Here is a 20894-nt window from a genome sequence, read left to right as displayed (position 1 = left end):
CGCGGCGCTGCGCCCGGTCGGCATGGTGGCCTGAGCGCGGGTCGGGTGAACGGGCCGAGGAGACGCGGAACGGGACTCAGCGCGCGCCGAACAGCGAGCGGCGCAGCCTGCGCAGCGGCGCGAACAACGACACGCGGTGGACCCTGGCTCGCCTGCCCGTGCGGTCGTGCGGGCCACGTGCGGTCAGCTCGCGCATCAGTGACGTCGCCTCGGCCGTCTCCCGCTGTGGCACGGCGGGGCCGGCCAGCACCGACAGATGGCGGTCGAGACGCGAGCTGGTCGCGCTGCTCCCGCAGGTGATCGCAGGGACCCTGGCCCTGCTGCGCACTGTTATCTGCTCCATGTCACTCCCCACCCGTACGAGTCCACCCGGCCCGGGCAGAGTAACCCTATCGCCCCGTTGGGGCACTCGTGTATCGCGGTGGCAGGATTCACCTTCCCTGGAGGGGTGTTGACGACTACTCTCCGAATCCGACCGCTTTCAAGGCGAGTTGAACAATTGGCCGTGTAGTGGGGCCGGGTGACCCCCCGTCGGGTTCGACGGTCACGGCGAGTGATGTCGCCGACCGGGTGAGGCCCGAGACGACCAGGGGCGCGTCACCCTCGAACAGGCCGAGGGAGCGCGGTGGTGCGCCGGGGCGCATGAGCCACAGCTGGCGCACCCGGCCACTGGGCGGATCCGCGTACCCGCCCAGGGTCACCACGGCCCGCTCCCGGGAAGCGGAAGCGATCACTCCGATACTGCGGCCCTCCGCGTCCCGACCGGTGGCGGCCCGGGTGTCCGGGGCGGCGAGAACGTGGGCGATCTCACGTGCCCGGTCCCGCTGGGCCGCCAGCTCGTCCTGGGTCCGGTTCGCCTGCACGGCGAAGAGCGCGGCGACCACGAGGGCCGCGGCGGCGGTCACGGTGGCGAACGGCACGAACAGGGGGCGCGGCCGGGGCGCACGGGTGCGCGCGGGCGGCGGCGGGGTCCCCCAGACGTGCGGGGGCAGTTGGGGCGTGTGCTCACGTGCCGGCGCGGGATCCTGAGGGGTGTCGCGTATCGCGGCCAGCACCCGCTCGCGCAGCGCGGCGGGCGCCGGGGTGGCGGCGGACCAGGCCAGACGCACCACGTCCTCGGACAGGGCACGCACCTGGGCGGCGCACGCGGAGCAGTTCTTCAGGTGCTTGTCGAAGCGGACCCGTTCGGCGGGCTCCAGGGCGTGGAGGGCGTAGGGCGCGGCGAGGGAGTGCGGGTCCTCGCGGCGCAGCAGGCGGTCGAGCAGGCTCATGCGGCACATCCCAGGCACTCGCGCAACCGGATGAGCCCGTCGCGCATCCGCGTCTTGACCGTGCCCAGCGGCAGGGACAGCCGCTCGGCCACTTCACGGTAGGTGTAACCGTCGTAGTAGGCGAGGGTGACCGACTGGCGTTGCAGGGCGGTGAGGCGGTCCAGGCAGCGCCGTACCCACTCGCGTTCCAGGCCGGCCTCGACCTCCTCGGCGACGTGGTCGAAGGCCGGCGAGGCGGCGCGCACCGCCTCGCGCCGCTCCCGCTCGCCGGCGGCGCGGACGCTGCGCACCCGGTCGACGGCGCGGCGGTGGGCGAGGGTGAGCACCCAGGACAGGGCACTGCCCCGCCCGGGGTCGAACCTCGGGGCGGAGCGCCACAGTTCGAGCAGTACCTCCTGAGCGACCTCCTCGGACTGGGCCGGGTCGCGCACCACGCGCCGCACCAGCCCGTAGATGGGTCCGGACACCAGCCCGTACAGCTCCTCGAACGCCTTGTGGTCGCCCCCCGCCACGAGCACCAGAAGCTCGTCCGCCTCCACCCGCCGCCCCCTCTCCGCCGGCCGCCGTGGGGCCGTCCTCACGCACGCGGGGCGCGCCAACTGCGTGCCCCTCGGATGAGGTACGGATCGGCGGGCCGAAAACGCGGGTCGGGCAGGAAGAAAAGAAATCCGGCGACGGACCCATCCCGACCGGCCCGGTCTCCGAATCCCCGTACGACAGGCAAGTCGGCACTGAGGACGGATCGGCATGACAAGTTTCCCCAGTCTCTCCAGGCGCGGCGGGGGCACCCCCAGGCGTTCGGCTCCCGGGGAGGGACGCAGAGGCCTCGCCTCCCTCGTCTGCGGCGCGCTGGCCGCCGGGGGGCTCGCGGCCACCGGCACGGCCGTGCTCGAACCCGGGCGAGCCGCCGCCTCCAGCCACCGGGAGGCGCCGCTCATCTCGGGCACCCCGCAGTACGACAACACGGACCTGTACGCGTTCGTCAGCCCGGACAAGCCCGACACCACGACCCTCGTGGCGAACTGGATACCGTTCGAGGAGCCGGCCGGGGGTCCGAACTTCTACACGTTCGCGGACGACGCCCAATACGACCTGCACATCGACAACGACGGTGACGCGCGGAGCGACCTGGTCTTCCGGTTCACGTTCAGGACGCACGTCAAGGACAAGCACACGTTCCTCTACAACACGGGTCCGGTGCACAGCCTGGACGACCCGAACCTGAACGTGACCCAGACGTACGACGTCGATCTGATCAGGCTGCGCCACGAGCGGCGGGTGTCCACGACGCGGCTCGCGGACGGTGTGCCGGTGGCGCCGTCGAACGTCGGCAAGGCGTCGATGCCGGACTACGGCGCGCTGCGGAAGCAGGCCGTCCACCGGACGGCGAGCGGTGCGGCGACGTTCGCCGGGCAGGCCGACGACCCGTTCTTCGCGGACCTCCGCGTCTTCGACCTGCTGTACGGCGGTGACCTCTCGGAGGTCGGCAACGACACGCTCAAGGGCTACAACGTCAACACGATCGCCCTCCAGGTGCCGAACGACCTGATCCGCGAGTCGGCCGGGCAGCCCGTCGTGGGCATCTGGTCGACCACGCAGCGCAGGAACGCCCGCGGCGGCTTCACGCAGGTCTCGCGTCTGGGCAACCCGCTCGTCAACGAGGTCGTCAACCCGCAGAAGGACAAGGACGGGTTCAACGCCTCCTCGCCCCACGACGACGCGCGACTCCTCCGGAACGTCACCCATCCCGAACTGCCGAAGCTCATCGAGCAGATCTACAAGATCAAGGCGCCCGCCGAGCCGCGCGCCGATCTCGTGGAGGTGTTCCTCAAGGGCGTGAAGGACCTCAACCAGCCGCCGTACGTGCGGCCGTCGGAGCAGCTGCGGCTGAACACCTCGATCGAGCCGAGCCCGCATCCGAAGCGGCTGGGCGTCCTCGACGGCGACAACGCGGGCTTCCCGAACGGCCGCAGGCTCACCGACGACGTGATCGACGCGGCGCTCCAGGTGATGGAGGGCGCGCTGCTCGGCGCGAAGAACGACCTGGGCGACGCGGTCGACGCGAACGACAAAAAGTTCGAGAGCTCGTTCCCGTACGTGGCCGAGCCGACGTCGGGTTCGCGCGGGCGGGTCGCCGAGAGCACGAGCGCGGACGTGCGCAGCGGGCTGGGCGACGGGTTGCGGCCGGCGGGGGCCTCCGGGGACACGATGCTGATGGCCGGTTCGGCGGCCGCGGGAGCGGCCGGGGTCCTGCTGATCGGCACGGGCCTGTCCTGGTGGCGCCGCCGTTCGCAGCGCCCGTACTGACCCACGCCCCCACCGGCCGGCGCGGCCCGCGCTCCACACATCCCCCACGGCGCGGGCCGCGCCACCCCACGCGACCACGGCCGTACCGGCGGTTCGGCCCGAACACCCAGGCGACCAAGGAGAGGGCATGGCCCGGCGCGACGACCCCACCCCACCTGACCGCGGACCCCGCACCACCGGTCCCGCGACGCCTTCGGAGAACCGGCCCGCCGAGCCCGACCACGGCCCGGCCGGGCCGCCGAGGGAACACCACCGGGAACACCCGCACGACGACTCCCCCACGGCCCCGGCGGAGCGCGAGGCCGAAGTCCCGCAGGACGGCACCCCCACCTCCCCCGGGGAGCGCGAGGCGGAGGGCAGTGCCCCGGAGGTGGGGCCGCCGGTGTCCCGCGGGCCTGGCGACCGAGCCGTCGCGGACGGGCGCGTCGCCGCGCCGGGGCGCCGTCGGCGGCGGGGGCCGCTTGCCGGGTTCGTGGTGCTGCTGGCCGTGGTCATGACCGGGGCCGCCCTGGCCGTGGGGGCGGGGCGGGACGGCCATGAGGCGGCCGGCCTCGCGGGCGGGGCCGTGGCTCCGGAGCTGCTCGCCGGGGGAAGTCCGGGCACCGACATCACGTCGCTCCAGGCGCGTCTGCGGGCGCGGCCGAAGGACCACGCCGCCTGGGCCGCCCTCGGGCTCGCCCAGGTCGAGGAGGCGCGGACCAAGGGCGACCCCTCGCGGTACCCGCAGGCCGAGAGGGCGCTGGCGCGGTCGCTGAAGCTGGCGCCCGGAAACGATCCGGCCCTCGCCGGCCGGGCCGCGCTCGCCGCCGCCCGGCACGACTTCGCCGGCGCCCTAACCCACGCGGACCAGGCCCTGGAGCGGAACCCCTACAACGAGCGCGCCCTGTCCTCCCGGATCGACGCCCTCGTCGAACTCGGCCGGTACGACGAGGCGTCCGAGGCCGCCGACACCGCCGACGCCCGGCGCCCGGGCGTACCGGTCTTCACGCGCTACGCCTACGTGCGCGAACTGCGCGGCGACGTCACCACCGCCCACCGCGTCCTCGAGCAGGCCCTCGCCTCCGCCACCGCCCGCGGCGACATCGCCTACGTCGCCACCCAGCTCGGCCAACTCGCCTGGAACCAGGGTGAGTACAAGGAGGCCCTCGGCCACTACGCGCGGGCCCTGGCCGCCGACGACGGCTACCTGCCCGCTCTGGAGGGCCGCGCCCGCGCCCGGGCGGCGAGCGGTGACCTCGCCGCCGCCGTCAGAGACCTGGAGGACGTCGTCTCCCGCTCGCCGCTGCCCGGACCGCTCGTCGCGCTCGGGGAGCTGTACGAGGCCCGCGGCGCCGCCGGTGACCGGGCGAAGGCGCGGAACCAGTACGCCCTGGTCGACGCCTGGATCGCGCTCGCCCGCGCGGGCGGCGTCAACGCCGACCTGGACACCGCGCTCGCCGCCGCCGACCACGGCGACGCCGGGGCGGCGCTGCGTGCGGCCCACGCCGAATGGGCCCGCCGGCACACCGTGCACACCGCGGACGCGCTCGCCTGGGCGCTGCTCAGGAACGGCCGCGCCCGGGAGGCCCTCCCCTACGCCCGGCAGGCCACGGCCACCGGCTACCGCAACGCCGCGTTCCTCTACCACCGCGGCATGATCGAGCACGCCACCGGCCACACCGACGCCGCCCGCACCCACCTCACCGCCGCCCTGAAACTGAACCCCGGCTTCTCCCCCCTCGCCGCCCGCACGGCACGCACGACCCTAAAGTCCCTGGAGACAGCCCGATGAAACACCTCCACCCACTCCACGCCACCCCGGCCGCCCCCGCCAGGGCGCCGCACAGGAACGGCCGCGCCCGGGAGGCCTTCCCCCACGCCCGGCAGGCCACGGCCACCGGCTACCGCAAGGCCGCCCTGAAACCGAACCCCGGCTTCTCCCCCCTCATCGCCCGCACGGCACGCACGACCCTGAAGTCCCCGGAGGCAGCCCGATGAAACACCTCCGCCCCCTCCGCGCCACCGGGGCCGTCCTCGCCGCGGCCTGCGCGCTCGTCCTCGTCCCGGCCGGCGCCGCGAGCGCGCATCCGCTCGGGAACTTCACCGTCAACCGGTACGACGGGCTGGTCGCCTCCCCCGGCGTGCTCCGCGTGGACCACGTCGAGGACCTCGCCGAGATCCCGGCGACCCAGGCCAAGCCGGACATCGAGCGGAGCGGCCTGGCGGCGTGGGCCCGGCAGCGGTGCGAGAAGGCCGCGCGGGACAGCGCCGTCACGGTCGACGGACGCACGGTCGCGCTCACCGCGCACCGCAGCCACGCGCGCGTGCGCCCGGGCCAGGCGGGCCTCGACACCCTCCGGGTGGAGTGCGGGCTGAGCGCGCCGCTGCCCGAGGGAGCCACCGCCACCGTCGGTTTCCGCGGCGCGGAGGCGTCCTCCGGGCCCGGCTGGCGGGAGATCACGGCGCGCGGCGACCGGATGACGCTCACCGCGTCCGATGTGCCGAACACCTCCGTGTCCCGCGAACTGACCCGCTATCCGGCGCGGTTGCTGTCCTCCCCCGCCGACACCTCCGCCGCGTCCCTGCGGGTGCGGCCGGGCGGCCCCGCGCTCGCCGACGAGCGGCGCGACGCGCCCGCCGCCTCCGTGCTGCCCCGCGGCGCCGACCGCTGGACACGGGCTCTGGACGACCTGGTCGCCCGGCACGACCTCACCCTCGGCTTCGCCGCCCTCGCCCTGGTCGTCGCCGTCGGGCTCGGCGCGATGCACGCCCTGGCCCCGGGCCACGGCAAGACCGTCATGGCGGCGATGGCGGCGGCGCGCGGCGGCCGGGCCCGCCCCAGGGACGTCCTGCCGCTGGCCGCCTCCGTGACGGTCACCCACACGCTCGGCGTGGTCGCCCTCGGGCTGCTGGTCGCGGCCGGCTCCGCGGCCGCGCCCTCGGTGATCGCCTGGCTGGGAGTCGCCGGTGGCGTCCTGGTCACCCTGGCGGGCGCCGGCCTCGTACGCCGTGCCTGGCGCAACCGCGACCACGGGCACGGTCACGGGCACGGGCATGCGCACAGCCACGATCACGATCACGGCCTGGAACACACTCACGGCGGCCACGCCCACACCCACCCCGCGGCACCCACCCTCCGCGGCACCCTGCTCCTGGGGTTCGCCGGCGGGCTCGTGCCCAGTCCGTCCGCGGTGGTGGTCCTGGTGGGCGCGGCGGCGCTGGGGCAGGCCTGGTTCGGGCTGCTGCTCGTGGTGGCGTACGGCGTCGGACTCGCCCTGACCCTCACCGCGGCCGGGATCGCCGTGGTGAAGCTGGGCAGCGGCGTACACCGGCTGCTGGACGGGCGCCCCCGCTGGACCGCGGGCCCGGCGGCGGCCCTGGTGCGCAGGACCGCGCCGCTCGGGTCGGCGTGCGTGGTCGTCGCTCTGGGGGCCGGGCTGATGCTCAAGGGGGCGGCAGCGGCGCTGGGCTGAGCGATGACCGAGAGGTCCCGCAGGATCGGCCCGAGGGGCGGGCCGGCGCGGCGGAGACCCCGACGCGCGGGGTCTCCGCTTCGGGCGCGGAGAGGGCCTGGTGGTGCGTTGTGGTGACGGTGGGTCAGGCCGCCTTGGTGAACACCGGGAGGTAGCCACCGGAGTGGCCGGCCGCCGTCGGATGGTAGGACTCGCCGATGCTGAGCCAGTTGACGCTGTGCAGCCAGGAGCTTCCGGAGCAGATCTCGTGGCCGGTGAAGGTGGTGCGGACGTCGCCGAAGACGAAGCCGTGGTTGGCGGCGATCTTGGCGGTGGCGGCGTCGATGTAGTCGGCGGCGCCGTTGATGGCGGAGCGCTTGGCCTCGCTGAGGCCCAGGCAGAGCTGTCCGAGCAGGTAGAAGCGGGGGTAGCCGATGACGACCACGCGCGCGTTGGGAGCCTTGGTGCGGATCGTCGAGTAGAGGTTGTTCAGCTTGCCGGGCAGCGTCGAGTCGATGTACGCCCTGGCGGTGTTGATGCGCGAGATGCAGTCGCTGTCGGACTGGAGCACACAGGTCGTCATGACGTCGGAGAACCCGGCGTCGTTGCCGCCGACGGTGATCGAGACGAGGGCGGTGGCGGAGTTGAGCGGGCCGAGCTGGTTGGCCAGTACGTCGTCGGTCCTGGCACCCGAGCAGGCGGTGAAGGAGAACGACGACGGGGAGTTGGCTGCGTTCCACAGGTAGGGGTACGCGTTCGTGCTGCGGTTGCAGCTGCCGCTGGAGCTGATGTAGCTGCCGGCGCCCACCCCGGATGAGTAGGAGTCGCCGAGGGCCACGTACGGGCCGTTCGCTGCCAGTTGGGCCGCCTGCGCCATCGTCGCCCCGGTCAGGGCGAGGCCGAGGGTCAGGAGGAGGGAACCGATATAGGCGGAAATTCGGGAACTTCGTCTCATGGAACCTCCCTTTAGCAGGATCTCTGCCGTAACCGTGGTAGCAGCTACGCGTGTTGACAGGGAAGTGTCCATGTCAAAACTTTTTAGCGATCAACGAAATCCGTTGTGGCGCAAGAGGCTTGGGAGGTCGGGAACCGGCCACTCGAAGGAGGTCCGCAAGCAGGCGAGCACCCGTACGAGCGGCTTCCGCATCTTGACGGGCGCCGCGGGCTGCGCGACATTGAAGCCCGGCATCCGGCGCTTCGGGGGGCAAAGTCGCCAATGCAGACCATACGCATCAAGACAGCTTCAACACCGGGCACACAGCGGGCGCGGTCAGGGCCGGGGAGGGACCTGTCACCGCTGCTCGCGGGCGCCGCGACGGCAATCGGGGGGATCGGTGCGCTGCTCGCGCTCACCGGCTCCAACTCCCCCCTGCGCGGCCCGTTGACGCTGTTCTTCCTGCTCGCGGCGCCGGCCGCGGCCATCGCCGCCGCGCTGCGCGGACTGGATCCTTTCGGCCGCGTCCTCGTCTCGGTGGCGGGCGCGGTCGTCCTCGACATGCTGGTGGCCCAGGGGATGCTGGCCGTGCACCGATGGTCCGTCAGCGGCGGACTGCTGGCCGTCACCGCGTTCAGCTCCCTCGTTCTCCTGCTGGTTCTGGTGCGGCGGCAGCGCGGCCGTACGGCGAGAAGACAGGGCTCCTGACGTGGACATCAGCGTGTACCGCCCCGGCGAGCTGAGCGCCGCCGACCGGGCGGCGTGGACCGCGATGCAGTCCAAGGCTCATCTGCACGGTGCGGAGGAACTGGGGAACCCCTTCCTCTCCCCCGAGTTCACGCTCGCGGTGGGCCGGTGCAGACGCGGGGTGCGGATCGCGGTGGTCCGCGAGGACGGCGAGCCCGCCGCGTTCTTCCCGTTCCAGAGATCGGCCACCGGCGTCGGCCGGGCCGTCGGGCTCGGCGTCTCCGACTGCCAGGGCCTGGTGCACCGGCCCGGCTTCACCTGGGACGCCCGTGAGCTGCTGCGGGCCTGCTCACTGGCCGTCTGGGAGTTCGACCACCTGGTGACGGGCCAGGAGCCGTTCGAGGCGGGAGCCTCCGGCAGCTTCCCGTCCCCGGTCATGGACGTCGACCAGGGCTACGACACGTATGTGCGCGAACTGCGCGCCCGGTCGCCCAAGTTCACCCGGACCACACTCGCCAAGGAGCGTAGGCTGGGCCGTGACACGGGCCCGGTCCGCTACGTCCACGACGAGCGCGACCCCGCCGCGCTGCGCAGGCTGATGGCCTGGAAGTCCGCCCAGTACCGGCGGACCGGGCGCAGCGACCGCTTCGCGCACGAGTGGATCACCCACCTGGTGACACAGCTGTTCCACACCCGCTCCGACTCCTTCGCGGGAATCCTGTCAGTGCTGTACGCGGACGGCCGGCCGGTCGCCGCCCACTTCGGGCTGCGCTCCGAACGGGTGCTGGCCTGCTGGTTCCCGGCCTACGACCCGGCGTTCGCGAAGTTCTCCCCGGGACTGATCCTGCATCTGCGCATGGCCGAGGCGGCCGCCGCCGACGGCATCGCGTACCTGGATCTCGGCCGGGGCCAGAAGGAGTACAAGGACTCCCTGAAGACACGCGAACTCAGCGTGTGCGAGGGGTGGGTGACACGACGTCACCCGGTGGCGGTCGGGCATCGGGCGCGCCGCGCCCCGGTCCGGGCGCTGCGCAACGCGGTGCTGTCGCGGCCGGAACTGTTCGAGCCCGCGGACAGAATCCTCAAACGCATGGGACAAATCCGTTCCAGGCGATGAACAGTACGTACAGGGTTGCGTTACGGCAAAACCAACAAAAACGTGAGGCCTCGTTCCAGGTCTTGCCATACTGGTTCAATCATCAATACCGTCGTACATCTCACCCGCATCGGTCCGTCTGCAAGCGGCTCAAGGGGAGGGCTCGGGGCCGGGACGTTCCGGCGCGGAGCGCGGTAGGGGGGTGCCGTGCTCGGTGACCGCAGGTGTGACCGAGCCGTGCCGCGCGACCGGCTGCCGTTCTTCCGGCAGGCCGGACAGCTTTGCCAGCTCACCCGGTGTGTTCGGAGAGCCTTTCCGGCGTGCCCCGGGTGATCAACCCCCCTTTCGAACCGGATACACAGCCGGGCCGCCCGAGGGGCGGGCGGTCCGCCGGACGAGAGGGAACACGACTCATGAGCTCCGTTCTGCGCTCGCCTTCGTCGGAACAGGATCCGACGCTCGCCGCGGAATACCGGCCCATTTCCTCACACTTGGCCATCACACCGCCGGTGAGCGTGGTGATTCCCGCCATGAACGAGGCCGAGAATCTGCCCTACGTCTTCAAGACACTTCCGGACTGGATTCACGAAGTGGTCCTCGTGGACGGCAATTCCACCGACGACACCGTCGAGGTGGCCCGGGAACTGTGGCCCAAGGTGAAGGTCGTCGACCAGCGCGGCAAGGGCAAGGGGGATGCCCTGATCACCGGTTTCGAGGAGTGCACCGGCGACATCATCGTGATGGTCGACGCGGACGGCTCGGCCGACGGCGGCGAGATCGTCTCGTACGTCTCGGCCCTGGTCTCAGGCGCGGACTTCGCCAAGGGCTCCCGGTTCGCCAACGGCGGCGGCACCGACGACATGACCTTCATCCGCAAGCTCGGCAACCGGGCCCTGTGCGCCGTGGTCAACCGCAAGTTCGGCGCCCGCTACACCGACCTGTGCTACGGGTACAACGCGTTCTGGCGGCACTGCCTGGACAAGATCGAGCTGGACTGCACCGGCTTCGAGGTCGAGACGCTGATGAACATCAGAGTGGTCAAGGCCGGACTGAAGGTGCAGGAGATCCCCAGCCACGAGTACCTGCGCATCCACGGGGCCAGCAATCTGCGCGCCGTGCGGGACGGACTGCGGGTGCTGAAGGTGATCCTCAAGGAGCGCTCCAACCGGCGTGAACTGCGCCGCCAGGGCCGCCAGGCCCGCCGGTCACCGATGCTCGACGCGGTGCGGGGAGAGGCGTCTTGAGCGGTCTCGGCATCTCCGTCGTGATCTGCGTCTACACCGAGGACCGCTGGGAGGACATCCTCGCGGCGGTCTCCTCGGTGCGGGCGCAGTCCCGGCCGGCCCTGGAGACCCTCCTGGTGGTGGACCACAACCCGGCGCTGCTGGGGAGGCTGGCCAAGGAGTACAAGGAGTACCCGGACGGCGGCGAGGTGCGGGTGCTCGCCAACGCGGGCCCGCGCGGCCTGTCCGCCGGCCGCAACACGGGCATCGCCGCCTCGCGCGGTGAGATCGTCGCCTTCCTCGACGACGACGCCGTGGCCGAGCGGGACTGGCTGCGGCACTTCGCCGAGGGGTACGCGGACCCGCGGGTCATGGCCGTCGGCGGCCGCACGGTCCCGGTCTGGGCGTCGGGCCGCCGGCCGGCCTGGTTCCCGGAGGAGTTCGACTGGGTGGTGGGCTGCACCTACCGCGGCCTGCCGCCGGGCCGGGTCCGGGTGCGCAACGTGCTCGGCGGCAACGCCTCCTTCCGGCGCACGGCGTTCGACGCGGCGGGCGGCTTCGCCACCGGCATCGGCCGCGACGGCGACAAGCGCCCGCTGGGGTGCGAGGAGACGGAGCTGTGCATCCGGCTCACCCGGGCCCGCCCGGACGCGGTCCTCCTGATCGACGACCGGGCGGTCATCCACCACCGGGTGCCCGAGACGCGCGAGCACTTCCGCTACTTCCGCACCCGGGTCTACGCGGAGGGCCTGTCGAAGGCGCTGGTCGCGCGGAGCGTCGGCGCGCAGAAGGGCCTCGAGTCCGAACGCCGGTACACCACCCGGGTGCTGCCCTCGGGGGTGGCCCGCGGCCTGCGAGACGCGCTGCTGGCCCGGCCGGGCGGCGCGGGCCGGGCCGGCGCGATCGTCGCCGGGGTGCTCACGGCCGCGGGCGGCTACGCCGTCGGCAGTGTCAGGGCCCGGCGGAGTGGCACGGCGTTCTCGGTGGTCTCGGTGTCATCGGTGTCATCGGTGTCATCGGTGGCCGGGATCGCGCACGCCCCGGGGGACGGAAGGACCGGGCAGACCCCGCAGACCGGGGGGACCGGGCAGGACGAGGGGGGACGCACCACATGAACAGCCGTACCAGCGCGCCCGTGCCGGTGCTCATGTACCACGCGGTCGCGCCGGAGCCCAACGAGGCCACCCGCGAACTGTCCGTGACGCCCGAGGCGTTCGCGGAGCAGATGGCCGTGCTCAAGGACCGGGGCTTCCAGCCGGTCACCACGGCCCGGCTGGCCGGGCACTGGCGTGGCAGGGGTCTGCCGCCGCTGCCCGCGAACCCCGTCCTGATCACCTTCGACGACGGCTACGAGGGCGTGCACCGCTACGCCCTGCCGACGCTGGACCACTACGGCTTCCCCGCCACGCTGTTCGTCTCCACGGGCTGGATCCGCGGCGCCCACCACACCGGCGGGGGCCTGGACACCATGCTCGACTGGGACCAGGTGCGCGAACTCGCGGCCGGCGGGGTCGAGATCGGCGGGCACAGCCACACCCACCCGCAGCTCGACCAGCTCGACGACGACACCCTGTGGTCGGAGCTGATCCGCTGCAGGGAGATCGTCGCCGGTGAACTGGGCACCGTGCCCGCCTCGTTCGCCTACCCCTACGGCTACTCCAGCCGCCGGGTGCGGGCCCTGGTGCGGGCGGCGGGCTTCACCCAGGCCCTCGCCGTCGGCAACGCCCTGGCCCGCCGACGGCAGGGCCCGTACGCGCTGCACCGGCTCACGGTGCGCCGCAGCACGTCCACCGAGGAGTTCGAGCGGATCGTCCAGGGCCGCGCGATCACCCGGAACTTCGCCAGGGACCGCGCCCTCACCAAGGGCTACGCCATGGTCCGCAGAGCCCGACAGGTCCGCCGGAAGGCCATCCGTACCCGTGTCTGACACGACCACCACCACCGAGGCATCGGCCACCGGGCCCAAGGCGCCCGAGCAGCCGGGGCGCCGTCTGCGGCTGCCCGGACGGAGCCGGCCCCCCGGCGGCAACCCGCTGTTCCGCAACGCCTACGCGCTGATGCTCAACACCGGGATCTCCGCGGTGCTGGGCCTCGGCTACTGGCTGGTCGCGGCCCGCTACTACTCCGACGACGCGGTCGGCCAGGGCTCGGCCGCCATCGCCGCCATGAAGCTCCTCGCCGGGCTGACCGCGGTGACGCTCACCGGGGCCCTGGCCCGCTTCATCCCGATCTCCGGCCGCGCCACCGGACGGCTCATCGCCCGTACGTACGTGGGCAGTTCGCTGATCGTGGCGTGCGCGGCCGGGATGTTCCTGCTCACCCTCGACGCGTGGGGGCCGTCGTACCGCTTCCTGCACGGGCTCGCCCACGGCCTCGGCTTCGTCGTCGCCGTCATGGCGTGGAACCTGCTCACCCTCCAGGACGGGGTGCTGACCGGGCTGCGCAGCGCGCCCTGGGTCCCGGTGGGCAACACCGTGTTCTCGGGGGTGAAGCTGGCCCTGCTGGTGGGGCTCGCCGTCGCGATCCCGACGACCGGCGTCTTCGTCTCCTGGGTCGCGGCGATCGCGTTCTCCATCGTGCCGCTGGGCTGGCTGGTGTTCCGGCGCCTGGTGCCCCGGCACGTACGGGCGACCGAGGACCACGCCAGGCCGCCGACGGCGAAGGAACTCGGGCGGTTCCTGGCGGGCGACTACACCGGCTCGCTGTTCTCCCTCGCGGTCGTCTACCTGGTGCCGGTGATCATCGCCGCGCAGGTCAGCTCCGCGGACAACGCGTACTTCTACATCACGACCACCATCGGCGGCACGGTCAACCTGCTCGCCATCAACATGGGTGCCTCACTGACCGTCGAGGGGTCGCACGACCCGGCCCGGCTGGCCGCCAACACCCGCGCGGCGCTGAAGCGGATGGCCCGCATCATGCTGCCCATCTGCGGGCTCCTGTTCCTGCTGGCGCCGTACATCCTGCACGTCTTCGGCGAGGGCTACGCGCACGCGGCCACCCCGCTGCTGCGCTGGTTCGCCGTCGGCGCCCTGCTGCGGGTCGTGATGGAGACGTACTTCGCGGTGCTGCGCGCCCAGAGCCGTACCGCCGGACTGGCCTGGCTCCAGGGCCTGTTGTGCGCCCTGGTGCTCGGTCTGACGCTGCTGCTGCTCCCCCGGATGGGGCTGACCGGCGCCGGCGTCGCGGAGATCTCCAGCCTCGCCGTGATCGTCGCGATCGCCGCGCCGAAGCTGTACCGGACCGTCAGGGCCGTGCCCGCCGCCGCACCCGACGACGCCGCACCCGACGGGGACCTCGCCGACCTGGGGGCGCGCGAGGACCCCGCCGGGACCGCACCGCACCGGCGGCCCGCCTGGGCAGCGGAGTCCGACACCCTCGCCCTGGGCATCCACATCGACTTCGACCACGTGGAGCGCCGGCCGGACGTACGGCCCGGACCGGGCACCCCGCCCGCCGGCACCGCCGCGGTGGACCCCGACCGGCCGCCGGCCGGGCCGCACGGACCCGAGGCGCTGGGGCTGCCGGTGGAGGAGCTGACGGTGGAGGAGCTGAAGCCGGTCTCGCCGGGACCGGCCGAGCGCGAGGTGGACGCCCCGTTCGGGCCGGAGGACCGAGTCGTCGTACCGGACGGGCCGTACTCCACCGAAGAGCGGACCGCAGTACCGGACGGCCCCTTCCCCACCGAAGTGCGAGCCGCAGTACCCGGCGGCCCCAACTCCACCGAAGAGCGGACCGCAGTACCGGACGGCCCCTACTCCATCGGAGAGCAAGCCGCAGTACCCGGCGGTCCGTACACCGCCGGCGAGCGGGCCGTCGTACCGGAGACGCACTTCGCGGCCGGGGACCGGGCCACCGTGCCGAAGGTGGGGACCTCGCCGCGGGAGGCCGCCCCGGAGGAGGACCTCCTCGCCCGGAGCGGGCCCGACCCGTCCTGGCGGGAGCGTCTCGCGCCCACCCGGGCCGGCGTCCTGCTCGGTTGTCTGCTGGCCGCGGCACTGCTGCTGTACTGGGTGCCCGCGCTGCGCCTGGACGACTCCGACCTGGACCGGATGGGCGGCCTCGGCCTCGTCTCGGTGCTGCCGCTGCCGACCCTGGCCGGCGCCGCGCTGCTGATCGGGGTGTTCGCCGCGCTGCTGTGGCTGCGCCGCGAACACCGGGCACTGCTGCTGGTCACCCTGGTCGCCACCGTCGTCTCCCTGCACGCGCTGCCCGCGGTGATCGAGAGCGAGCCGCGCTTCGCCACCGCCTGGCAGCACCTCGGCTTCATCGACTTCATCGACCGCACCGGATCGGCCGTGCCGGACCTCGACGCGCGGTGGAGCTGGCCCGGGTTCTTCGCGGTGGCCGCCTTCGTCGCCCGCGCGTGCGGTCTGAGCGACTTCACCGAGGTCATCCGCTGGTGGCCGCTGACCATTCAGCTGCTCTACCTGCCCCCCATGTTCCTGCTGACCCGCTCGCTGCGGGCGAGCTGGCGGGCCAGGTGGACCGGCGTGTGGATCTTCGTGCTCAGCGGCTGGGTGGGCCAGGACTACTTCTCCCCGCAGGGCTTCACCTATCTGCTGTACCTGGCCTTCGTGGCGATCCTCCTCGTCTGGTTCCGGGCGCCGCGGATGCCGTGGACCAAGGCCCGGCCGGGCGAGGCGGAGGTGGAGCCGGCCGACCGGCGGCAGCGGGCGGTGCTGCTCCTGGTGGTGATCGGCCTGTTCGCCGCCAGCGTCCCGGCGCACCAGCTCACCCCGTTCGTGATGCTGGGCGTGCTGGCCGTGCTGGTCCTGGTCCGCAGGTCCGAACTGCGCGGCCTGCCCGTGCTGTTCGCGGTACTGGCGGCGTTCTGGCTGGGCTTCATGGCCGAGCCGTACTGGTCAGGCCACTTCGACGAGCTGTTCGGCGGGGTCGGCGGCGTCGGCAGCAACGTCTCGACGTCCGTCTCGGGCCGGATCCAGGGCGGCGACTCGACCCACCAACTGGTGCTGTACGCACGCGTGCTGCTGGCCGGCTCCGTGATGGCCTTCGCCTGCTGGGGCTGGTGGCGGCGACGCGAGCACAAGTACCGCGAGCGCTCCCTGCCGGTGCTCACCTTCGTGCCGTTCCTCGGCTTCGGGATGCAGTCCTACGGCGGTGAGATGGCGCTGCGGGTCTTCATGTTCGCCCTGCCCGGGGCCGCCCTGCTCGCCGCGCTCGCGCTCTTCCCGCGCACCGGCGCCACCGCGGAGGAACGGGACAAGGACCGGGTGATTCTGGCGCCGCTGGCCGCGCTGCTGGCGGGCCTGCTGCTCATGGGCGGCTTCCTGGTCGCCCGGTGGGGCAACGAGACCTTCGAGCGGATCCGGCCCGGCGAGGTCGCGGCCATGGACTACGTGTACGCCCACGACAGACCGACGGTACGGCTGCTGTGGCTGAGCAACGACCCGGCCGTCAACGTCACTCCGGCCATGCCGTGGGGCGCGCGGGACATGGAACGCGTCGACTACGTGCCCACCCTGGCACCGGCCGACCCGGTGCTGGTCTCCGGCCTGGTCAAGTCGCTCAGGGACGCGGGTCCGAACGCGTACCTGATGATCAACCGCAGTCAGGTGACGTATCTGCGGATGGACGTGGGCTACTCGGCCACCTGGGAGTCGCGGCTGGTGCGCCACCTCGACGACCGGCAGGAGCTGAGGAAGGTCCTCGGCAACGACGACGTGACCCTGTACGAGCTGCGCGAGCAGCCCTCCGGTCCCGTGCCCGAGCCGAATCCGGGGCCGATCGGGCCGAGGGTGACGTGGACACCGTGGTCGGTGGTCGGCGGAGCCGCGGCGCTGGCGCTGACCGTGCTGCTGACGGCGCGGGAGGTCGTCCGGGTCGCGATGCGGCCCAGTGTGCGCCGGGTGCGGTGGCTCCAGGGCAGCTTCTGGTTCTCGCTGCCGCTGCTGGCGGTGCTGTTCACCTCGCTGGTGCAGCGGTTCCTGACCATGGGGGGCGGCTGAGCGGACGGCGGGTGGAGCGGCTCCGGCGGGTCACCGTTGGAGCCACTTCACCTCGTACGCCTTCATGTCGAAGCGCCTGCCGTCGATCCGCGCGCTGATCGTGCGGTTCAGGGTGTTGACCACCAGGACCGTCCGGTCGTCGGCCAGCACGCGCACGTTGGGCACGTCGTCCGGGGCGACGGACACCGTCCGGTACCCGGTCCCCGGCGGGAACGCCCGGTTGAACCGGGAGACCAGGTCGTACATGGGAAGCGCCCGGCCGCCGCCGGAGGAGTCGGTCGGGGTCCACAGGCAGCCGGGGCAGTCGCCCGTGCGGTTCTCCGGGTTCCAGTAGAAGCCGGTGGAGGCGCCGCCCTTGGCCATGGCGATCAGGCCGGCGGCCTGGACGGCGACGCGGTGCGGTTCGGACCAGTCCTTGCGGTCGTCGTTGCGGTCGGCGGGCTCGACGTAGTACTCGGCCCACCACAGCGGAAGGCCGCCCGTCTGCGACCGCACCCACCGGCCGACGTCCGTCAGCTTGTCGGTGGCGCGGAACTCGTCGGGCAGCAGGTCGTCGTCCTTGGTGTAGCTGGAGCCGTCCACGACGACGAAGTCGGCGCCCGCCTTGTGCTGGTTCCAGTAGGCGAAGGCGTCCAGGACCCGCTGGTCCAAGGCTCCCCAGGGTCCCCTCAGAACGGTGGAGGCGTCCTGCTTCTGCCGCGGGTCGACGCTGTCCATGACCAGGTACGGTCCCCCCACCATGATCTTGGGGTCGACCTTTTTGAGCGCCTTGTGAACCAGGTTGTACAGCTCGGTGTAGCCCTCGTAGTCCCAGCGGCCCTCGGCGTTGTTCCAGAAGCCCTTGAACTCGTTCCAGACGATGAAGTGGCGTACGTCCGGATAGCGTTCGGCGACGGTCGCGGCGAGTGCGGCGTAGTCCTTGTAGTGGTCGCGGGTCGGCGCGGTCTCCAGGGCGTCCTGGCTCCAGTCGGTGCTGTCCACGCCGGCCCGGCCGCCCTTCATCCAGTCGGGCGCGCAGCACAGCGTGATCACCGGAGTGCCGCCCGAGGCGCGGACGAAGTCGATCCGCCGGTCCAGCGCCTCGAAGTCGTAACGCCCCTTGACCGGCTCGGGGTTGTCGGCGCCCCAGCCCATGATCGCCTGGTTCTGCGGCAGGCCGCCGTCCTTCGACAGCAGTGCCCCGGCCCGGCCGGTCGCGGCCGCGCTGCCCTCGTCGGCGCTGAACTGGGTGTGGGTGAAGCCCCAGCCGACGTCCGGCTCGTCCGCGTCCCGCGGGGTCGCCGGTGTCCCGTGCACCTTGCCGCCGTCGCGTGTGGTGCCCTCGGTGCTCGCGCCGCCGGGCAGCGTGCTGAGCAGGGCCACGACCAGGGCCACCGCCGTCACACCCACGCCGAGCAGTGCGGTGAGCCGCCACCGCCCCGCCTCCGGATTCCCCCCATGACGTCTCATCAAGGACAACAGTAAGGGCGGAAATCATCCGCGGGACAGGGTTCCGGCAGGCTCGGCCCGCGACGGACTCCGTCCGGGCGCCGGCACGGGACGCGCGGGGGAAACCGGGTGCGCACGGCGCCCGCGTGACGGATCATGGCGGCATGCCCGCGAACCCGCACGACGCTCTGCCGATCCGGCTCACCGTCGACGACTCCGACTCGCCGTCCGACGTCGTCGACGCGCTGTTCCTCGGCCGCTTCGCGACGGGCGAGCAGCCGTACTCGCACGCGGCGAACATCGACCGCGTGCGCCCCGGCGCCACCCTGCTGCCCAAGGACGCCCAGGTGCTGCGCGCGGCCCTCGACGACGACCGCAGCGCGACCCTCGCCGAGGGCGAGGGCTGGACGCTGCTGATCTCCCGGTGGAACCGGGGAGCCGACGTCACGGTCACCGCGACCAGCGCCGAGCTGGCCGCGAAGGTGCTGGAGCAGGCGACGGACGGCGCCGCGGACGAGCCGGAGCCACAGCCGGAGAACGTGACGATGGGCTTCTGGTACGTCTCGCCCCGGCGCGGCCCGCACCGCACCACCCGGCAGATCTCGGCGGGCACCTGGGACGAGCTGCGGCCGAACTACACCGGCCCGGTCGCGGACGCCATGGACCGGCTGATGAAGACGACCCCCGAGGACATCGCGGGCCGGCTGCTCCTGCTGCACGGCCCGCCGGGCACGGGCAAGACCTCGGCGCTGCGGACCCTGGCCCGGTCCTGGCGCGACTGGTGCCAGGTGGACTGCGTGCTGGACCCGGAGCGGCTGTTCAGCGACGTGGGCTACCTCATGGACATCGCCATCGGCGAGGAGGACACGGCGGGCAAGGGGCGCTGGCGGCTGCTCCTGCTGGAGGACTGCGACGAGCTGATCCGCGGCGAGGCCAAGCACACCGCGGGCCAGGCCCTGTCCCGGCTGCTGAACCTCACCGACGGACTGCTCGGCCAGGGGCGCAACGTGCTGGTCGGGGTGACGACCAACGAGGACCTGGAGCGCCTGCACCCGGCCGTGGTCCGCCCGGGCCGGTGCCTGGCCCGCATCGAGGTGGGCCGGCTGACCCGCCGGGAGGCGGTGAACTGGCTGGGCACCGAGGAAGGGGTGGGCCGCGACGGGGCGACCCTCGCCGAGCTGTACGCGCTGCGGCGGGGCACGTCGCCGACGGCGCTGCCGGAGCCGCGCGAGGGGGCCGACGCGGGTCTGTACCTGTGACGGGTCCCGGGCGGGCACCGGTGCTTTGATGGGCGTATGACCCTGTTCGTCGGGACGTCGGGCTGGCAGTACAAGGACTGGCGGGGCGTGCTGTACCCGCAGAGGTGCCCCACACGGCTGTGGCTGGAGGAGTACGCCGCCGCCTTCGCCACCCTGGAGGTCAACAACGCCTTCTACCGGCTGCCCGCGCGGGAGACCTTCGAGGCCTGGCGGGAGCGGGTCCCGGCGGACTTCGTGGTCGCGGTGAAGGCGAGCCGGTACCTCACCCACATCAAGCGGCTGAAGGACCCCGGGGAGCCGGTGCACCGCCTGATGACGCACGCGGCGGGCCTCGGCGACCGGCTGGGCCCGGTGCTGCTCCAGCTCCCGCCGACCCTGCGCGCGGATCCGGGACTGCTGGACGCCTGCCTGGCGTGCTTCCCGTCCGGCACCCGGGTCGCGGTCGAGCCGCGCCACGAGTCGTGGTGGACGCCGGAGGTGCGCGAGGTCCTCCGGGCCCGGGGCGCCGCCCTGTGCTGGGCCGACGCCTACGCCCGCCCGGTCACGCCGCTGTGGCGGACGGCCGGCTGGGGGTACGTCCGCTTCCACGTGGGCCGCGCCCGGGCCTGGCCGCACTACGGCCGGCGGTCGCTGGAGACCTGGGTCGACCGGATCGCCACGACCTGGCCGGACACGCGGGACGTGTACGCCTACTTCAACAACGACCCGACGGGGGCGGCGGTCCAGGACGCGGTGGTGTTCGCACGGGCGGCCAGGAGCGCGGGCCTGGCGGTGACCCGCACTCCGGCGCTCACGGGTGACCGGCAGAAGGTTCCGCCGGGCCGGTGAGTCTGTTGCGGGGCCGCCGCTCCCCTACCGCTCCCCGTAGGCCGCCCGCAGGGCGTCCCGCACGGCGGTGAGCGCGTCGTCCTCGGTGAGCCCGAGCCGTCGCACCCGCTCGGCGTACGCCTGGGCGGCGGCCGCGGTCTCCCGCGCCGCCGCCGAGTCCGCGGCGGCGACGAACGTGCCGTTGCGCCCGCGCGTCTCGATCACGCCGTCCGCCTCCAGCGCCCGGTAGGCCTTGGCGACCGTGTTCGCCGCGAGCCCGAGCGACTCGGCCAGCCCGCGCACCGTGGGCAGCCGGTACCCCACCGGCAGCACCCCCGACCGCGCCTGCTCGGAGATCTGCGCCCGCACCTGCTCGTAGGGAGGTGCGCCGTCCTCGATGTGGATCTTCAAGGTCACGGGGTGATTGTCCCGCACCCGCGCGCGTGCGGCCCAGCGGAAAATGGGAGGCACCCCGCCCGGTC

Annotated in this window: 18 protein-coding genes; 12 read left to right on the top strand and 6 right to left on the bottom strand. The window is 73.0% G+C overall.

Annotated features, from left to right (window positions below; genetic code table 11):
* Nucleotides 1-76: 76 nt before the first annotated feature.
* From TNCT6_RS25140 to TNCT6_RS25130, 3 genes are all read right to left on the bottom strand, one after another.
* Nucleotides 77-343 carry a hypothetical protein gene (locus tag TNCT6_RS25140; protein WP_141362413.1) on the bottom strand — a complete coding sequence of 89 codons (267 nt, stop codon included), beginning with the start codon at nt 341-343 and terminating at the stop codon, nt 77-79.
* Between the two features lie 115 nt (nt 344-458).
* Nucleotides 459-1271 (bottom strand): anti-sigma factor domain-containing protein, encoded by an 813-nt coding sequence (locus tag TNCT6_RS25135; protein WP_141362411.1) that lies wholly within the window; start codon nt 1269-1271, stop codon nt 459-461.
* The gene (locus TNCT6_RS25130; RefSeq protein ID WP_301184400.1) at nt 1268-1852 is read right to left on the bottom strand and encodes a sigma-70 family RNA polymerase sigma factor; all 585 of its coding nucleotides are present in this window, start codon (nt 1850-1852) and stop codon (nt 1268-1270) included. Before TNCT6_RS25130 ends, TNCT6_RS25135 begins: the two co-directional genes overlap by 4 nt.
* 166 nt (nt 1853-2018) lie before the next feature.
* Here TNCT6_RS25130 and TNCT6_RS25125 point away from each other — a divergent pair, with 166 nt between their 5' ends.
* From TNCT6_RS25125 to TNCT6_RS25110, 4 genes are all read left to right on the top strand, one after another.
* Nucleotides 2019-3578 (top strand): DUF4331 domain-containing protein, encoded by a 1560-nt coding sequence (locus tag TNCT6_RS25125; RefSeq protein ID WP_141362407.1) that lies wholly within the window; start codon nt 2019-2021, stop codon nt 3576-3578.
* 127 nt (nt 3579-3705) lie between these two features.
* Nucleotides 3706-5349 (top strand): lipopolysaccharide assembly protein LapB, encoded by a 1644-nt coding sequence (locus TNCT6_RS25120; RefSeq protein ID WP_141362404.1) that lies wholly within the window; start codon nt 3706-3708, stop codon nt 5347-5349.
* Nucleotides 5346-5555 (top strand): hypothetical protein, encoded by a 210-nt coding sequence (locus TNCT6_RS25115; RefSeq protein WP_141362402.1) that lies wholly within the window; start codon nt 5346-5348, stop codon nt 5553-5555. Before TNCT6_RS25120 ends, TNCT6_RS25115 begins: the two co-directional genes overlap by 4 nt.
* Nucleotides 5552-7030, top strand: coding sequence for a nickel transporter (locus TNCT6_RS25110; RefSeq protein WP_141362400.1), 1479 nt, complete (start codon nt 5552-5554; stop codon nt 7028-7030). Before TNCT6_RS25115 ends, TNCT6_RS25110 begins: the two co-directional genes overlap by 4 nt.
* 124 nt (nt 7031-7154) lie before the next feature.
* Here the strand turns inward: TNCT6_RS25110 and TNCT6_RS25105 are convergent, their stop codons facing one another.
* Nucleotides 7155-7964 (bottom strand): SGNH/GDSL hydrolase family protein, encoded by an 810-nt coding sequence (locus TNCT6_RS25105; protein WP_141362398.1) that lies wholly within the window; start codon nt 7962-7964, stop codon nt 7155-7157.
* A 261-nt stretch (nt 7965-8225) separates the two neighbouring features.
* Between TNCT6_RS25105 and TNCT6_RS25100 the strand changes: the two genes are divergently transcribed.
* The 6 genes from TNCT6_RS25100 (at nt 8226) to TNCT6_RS25075 (ending at nt 16918) form a co-directional block, all read left to right on the top strand.
* Nucleotides 8226-8651, top strand: coding sequence for a hypothetical protein (locus TNCT6_RS25100; protein ID WP_253266216.1), 426 nt, complete (start codon nt 8226-8228; stop codon nt 8649-8651).
* Nucleotide 8652: 1 nt separating this feature from the next.
* The gene (locus TNCT6_RS25095) at nt 8653-9747 is read left to right on the top strand and encodes a GNAT family N-acetyltransferase (RefSeq protein ID WP_141362396.1); all 1095 of its coding nucleotides are present in this window, start codon (nt 8653-8655) and stop codon (nt 9745-9747) included.
* A 392-nt stretch (nt 9748-10139) separates the two neighbouring features.
* A complete protein-coding gene (locus TNCT6_RS25090; RefSeq protein ID WP_141362394.1) occupies nt 10140-10970 on the top strand; it encodes a glycosyltransferase family 2 protein in 831 nt (276 codons plus the stop codon).
* Nucleotides 10967-12064, top strand: coding sequence for a glycosyltransferase family 2 protein (locus TNCT6_RS25085; RefSeq protein WP_253266215.1), 1098 nt, complete (start codon nt 10967-10969; stop codon nt 12062-12064). The genes TNCT6_RS25090 and TNCT6_RS25085 overlap by 4 nt, the downstream gene beginning before the upstream one ends.
* The gene (locus TNCT6_RS25080; protein WP_141362392.1) at nt 12061-12876 is read left to right on the top strand and encodes a polysaccharide deacetylase family protein; all 816 of its coding nucleotides are present in this window, start codon (nt 12061-12063) and stop codon (nt 12874-12876) included. Before TNCT6_RS25085 ends, TNCT6_RS25080 begins: the two co-directional genes overlap by 4 nt.
* Nucleotides 12869-16918, top strand: coding sequence for a lipopolysaccharide biosynthesis protein (locus TNCT6_RS25075; protein ID WP_253266214.1), 4050 nt, complete (start codon nt 12869-12871; stop codon nt 16916-16918). The genes TNCT6_RS25080 and TNCT6_RS25075 overlap by 8 nt, the downstream gene beginning before the upstream one ends.
* Before the next feature lie 30 nt (nt 16919-16948).
* Here TNCT6_RS25075 and TNCT6_RS25070 read toward each other — a convergent pair whose 3' ends face one another.
* The gene (locus TNCT6_RS25070) at nt 16949-18367 is read right to left on the bottom strand and encodes a xylan 1,4-beta-xylosidase (RefSeq protein ID WP_141362390.1); all 1419 of its coding nucleotides are present in this window, start codon (nt 18365-18367) and stop codon (nt 16949-16951) included.
* Between the two features lie 143 nt (nt 18368-18510).
* Here TNCT6_RS25070 and TNCT6_RS25065 point away from each other — a divergent pair, with 143 nt between their 5' ends.
* Entirely contained in the window at nt 18511-19605 is a 1095-nt protein-coding gene (locus TNCT6_RS25065) for a DUF5925 domain-containing protein (RefSeq protein ID WP_141362388.1), read from the top strand.
* Between the two features lie 36 nt (nt 19606-19641).
* Entirely contained in the window at nt 19642-20433 is a 792-nt protein-coding gene (locus TNCT6_RS25060) for a DUF72 domain-containing protein (RefSeq protein WP_141362386.1), read from the top strand.
* 24 nt (nt 20434-20457) lie between these two features.
* Here TNCT6_RS25060 and TNCT6_RS25055 read toward each other — a convergent pair whose 3' ends face one another.
* Nucleotides 20458-20829, bottom strand: a complete 372-nt coding sequence (locus tag TNCT6_RS25055; protein WP_141362384.1) for a GntR family transcriptional regulator — start codon at nt 20827-20829, stop codon at nt 20458-20460.
* Between the last annotated feature and the right edge of the window lie 65 nt (nt 20830-20894).

This window comes from Streptomyces sp. 6-11-2, assembly GCF_006540305.1.
Taxonomy (GTDB): domain Bacteria; phylum Actinomycetota; class Actinomycetes; order Streptomycetales; family Streptomycetaceae; genus Streptomyces.
This window is presented reverse-complemented; position numbering and strand designations above follow the sequence as displayed.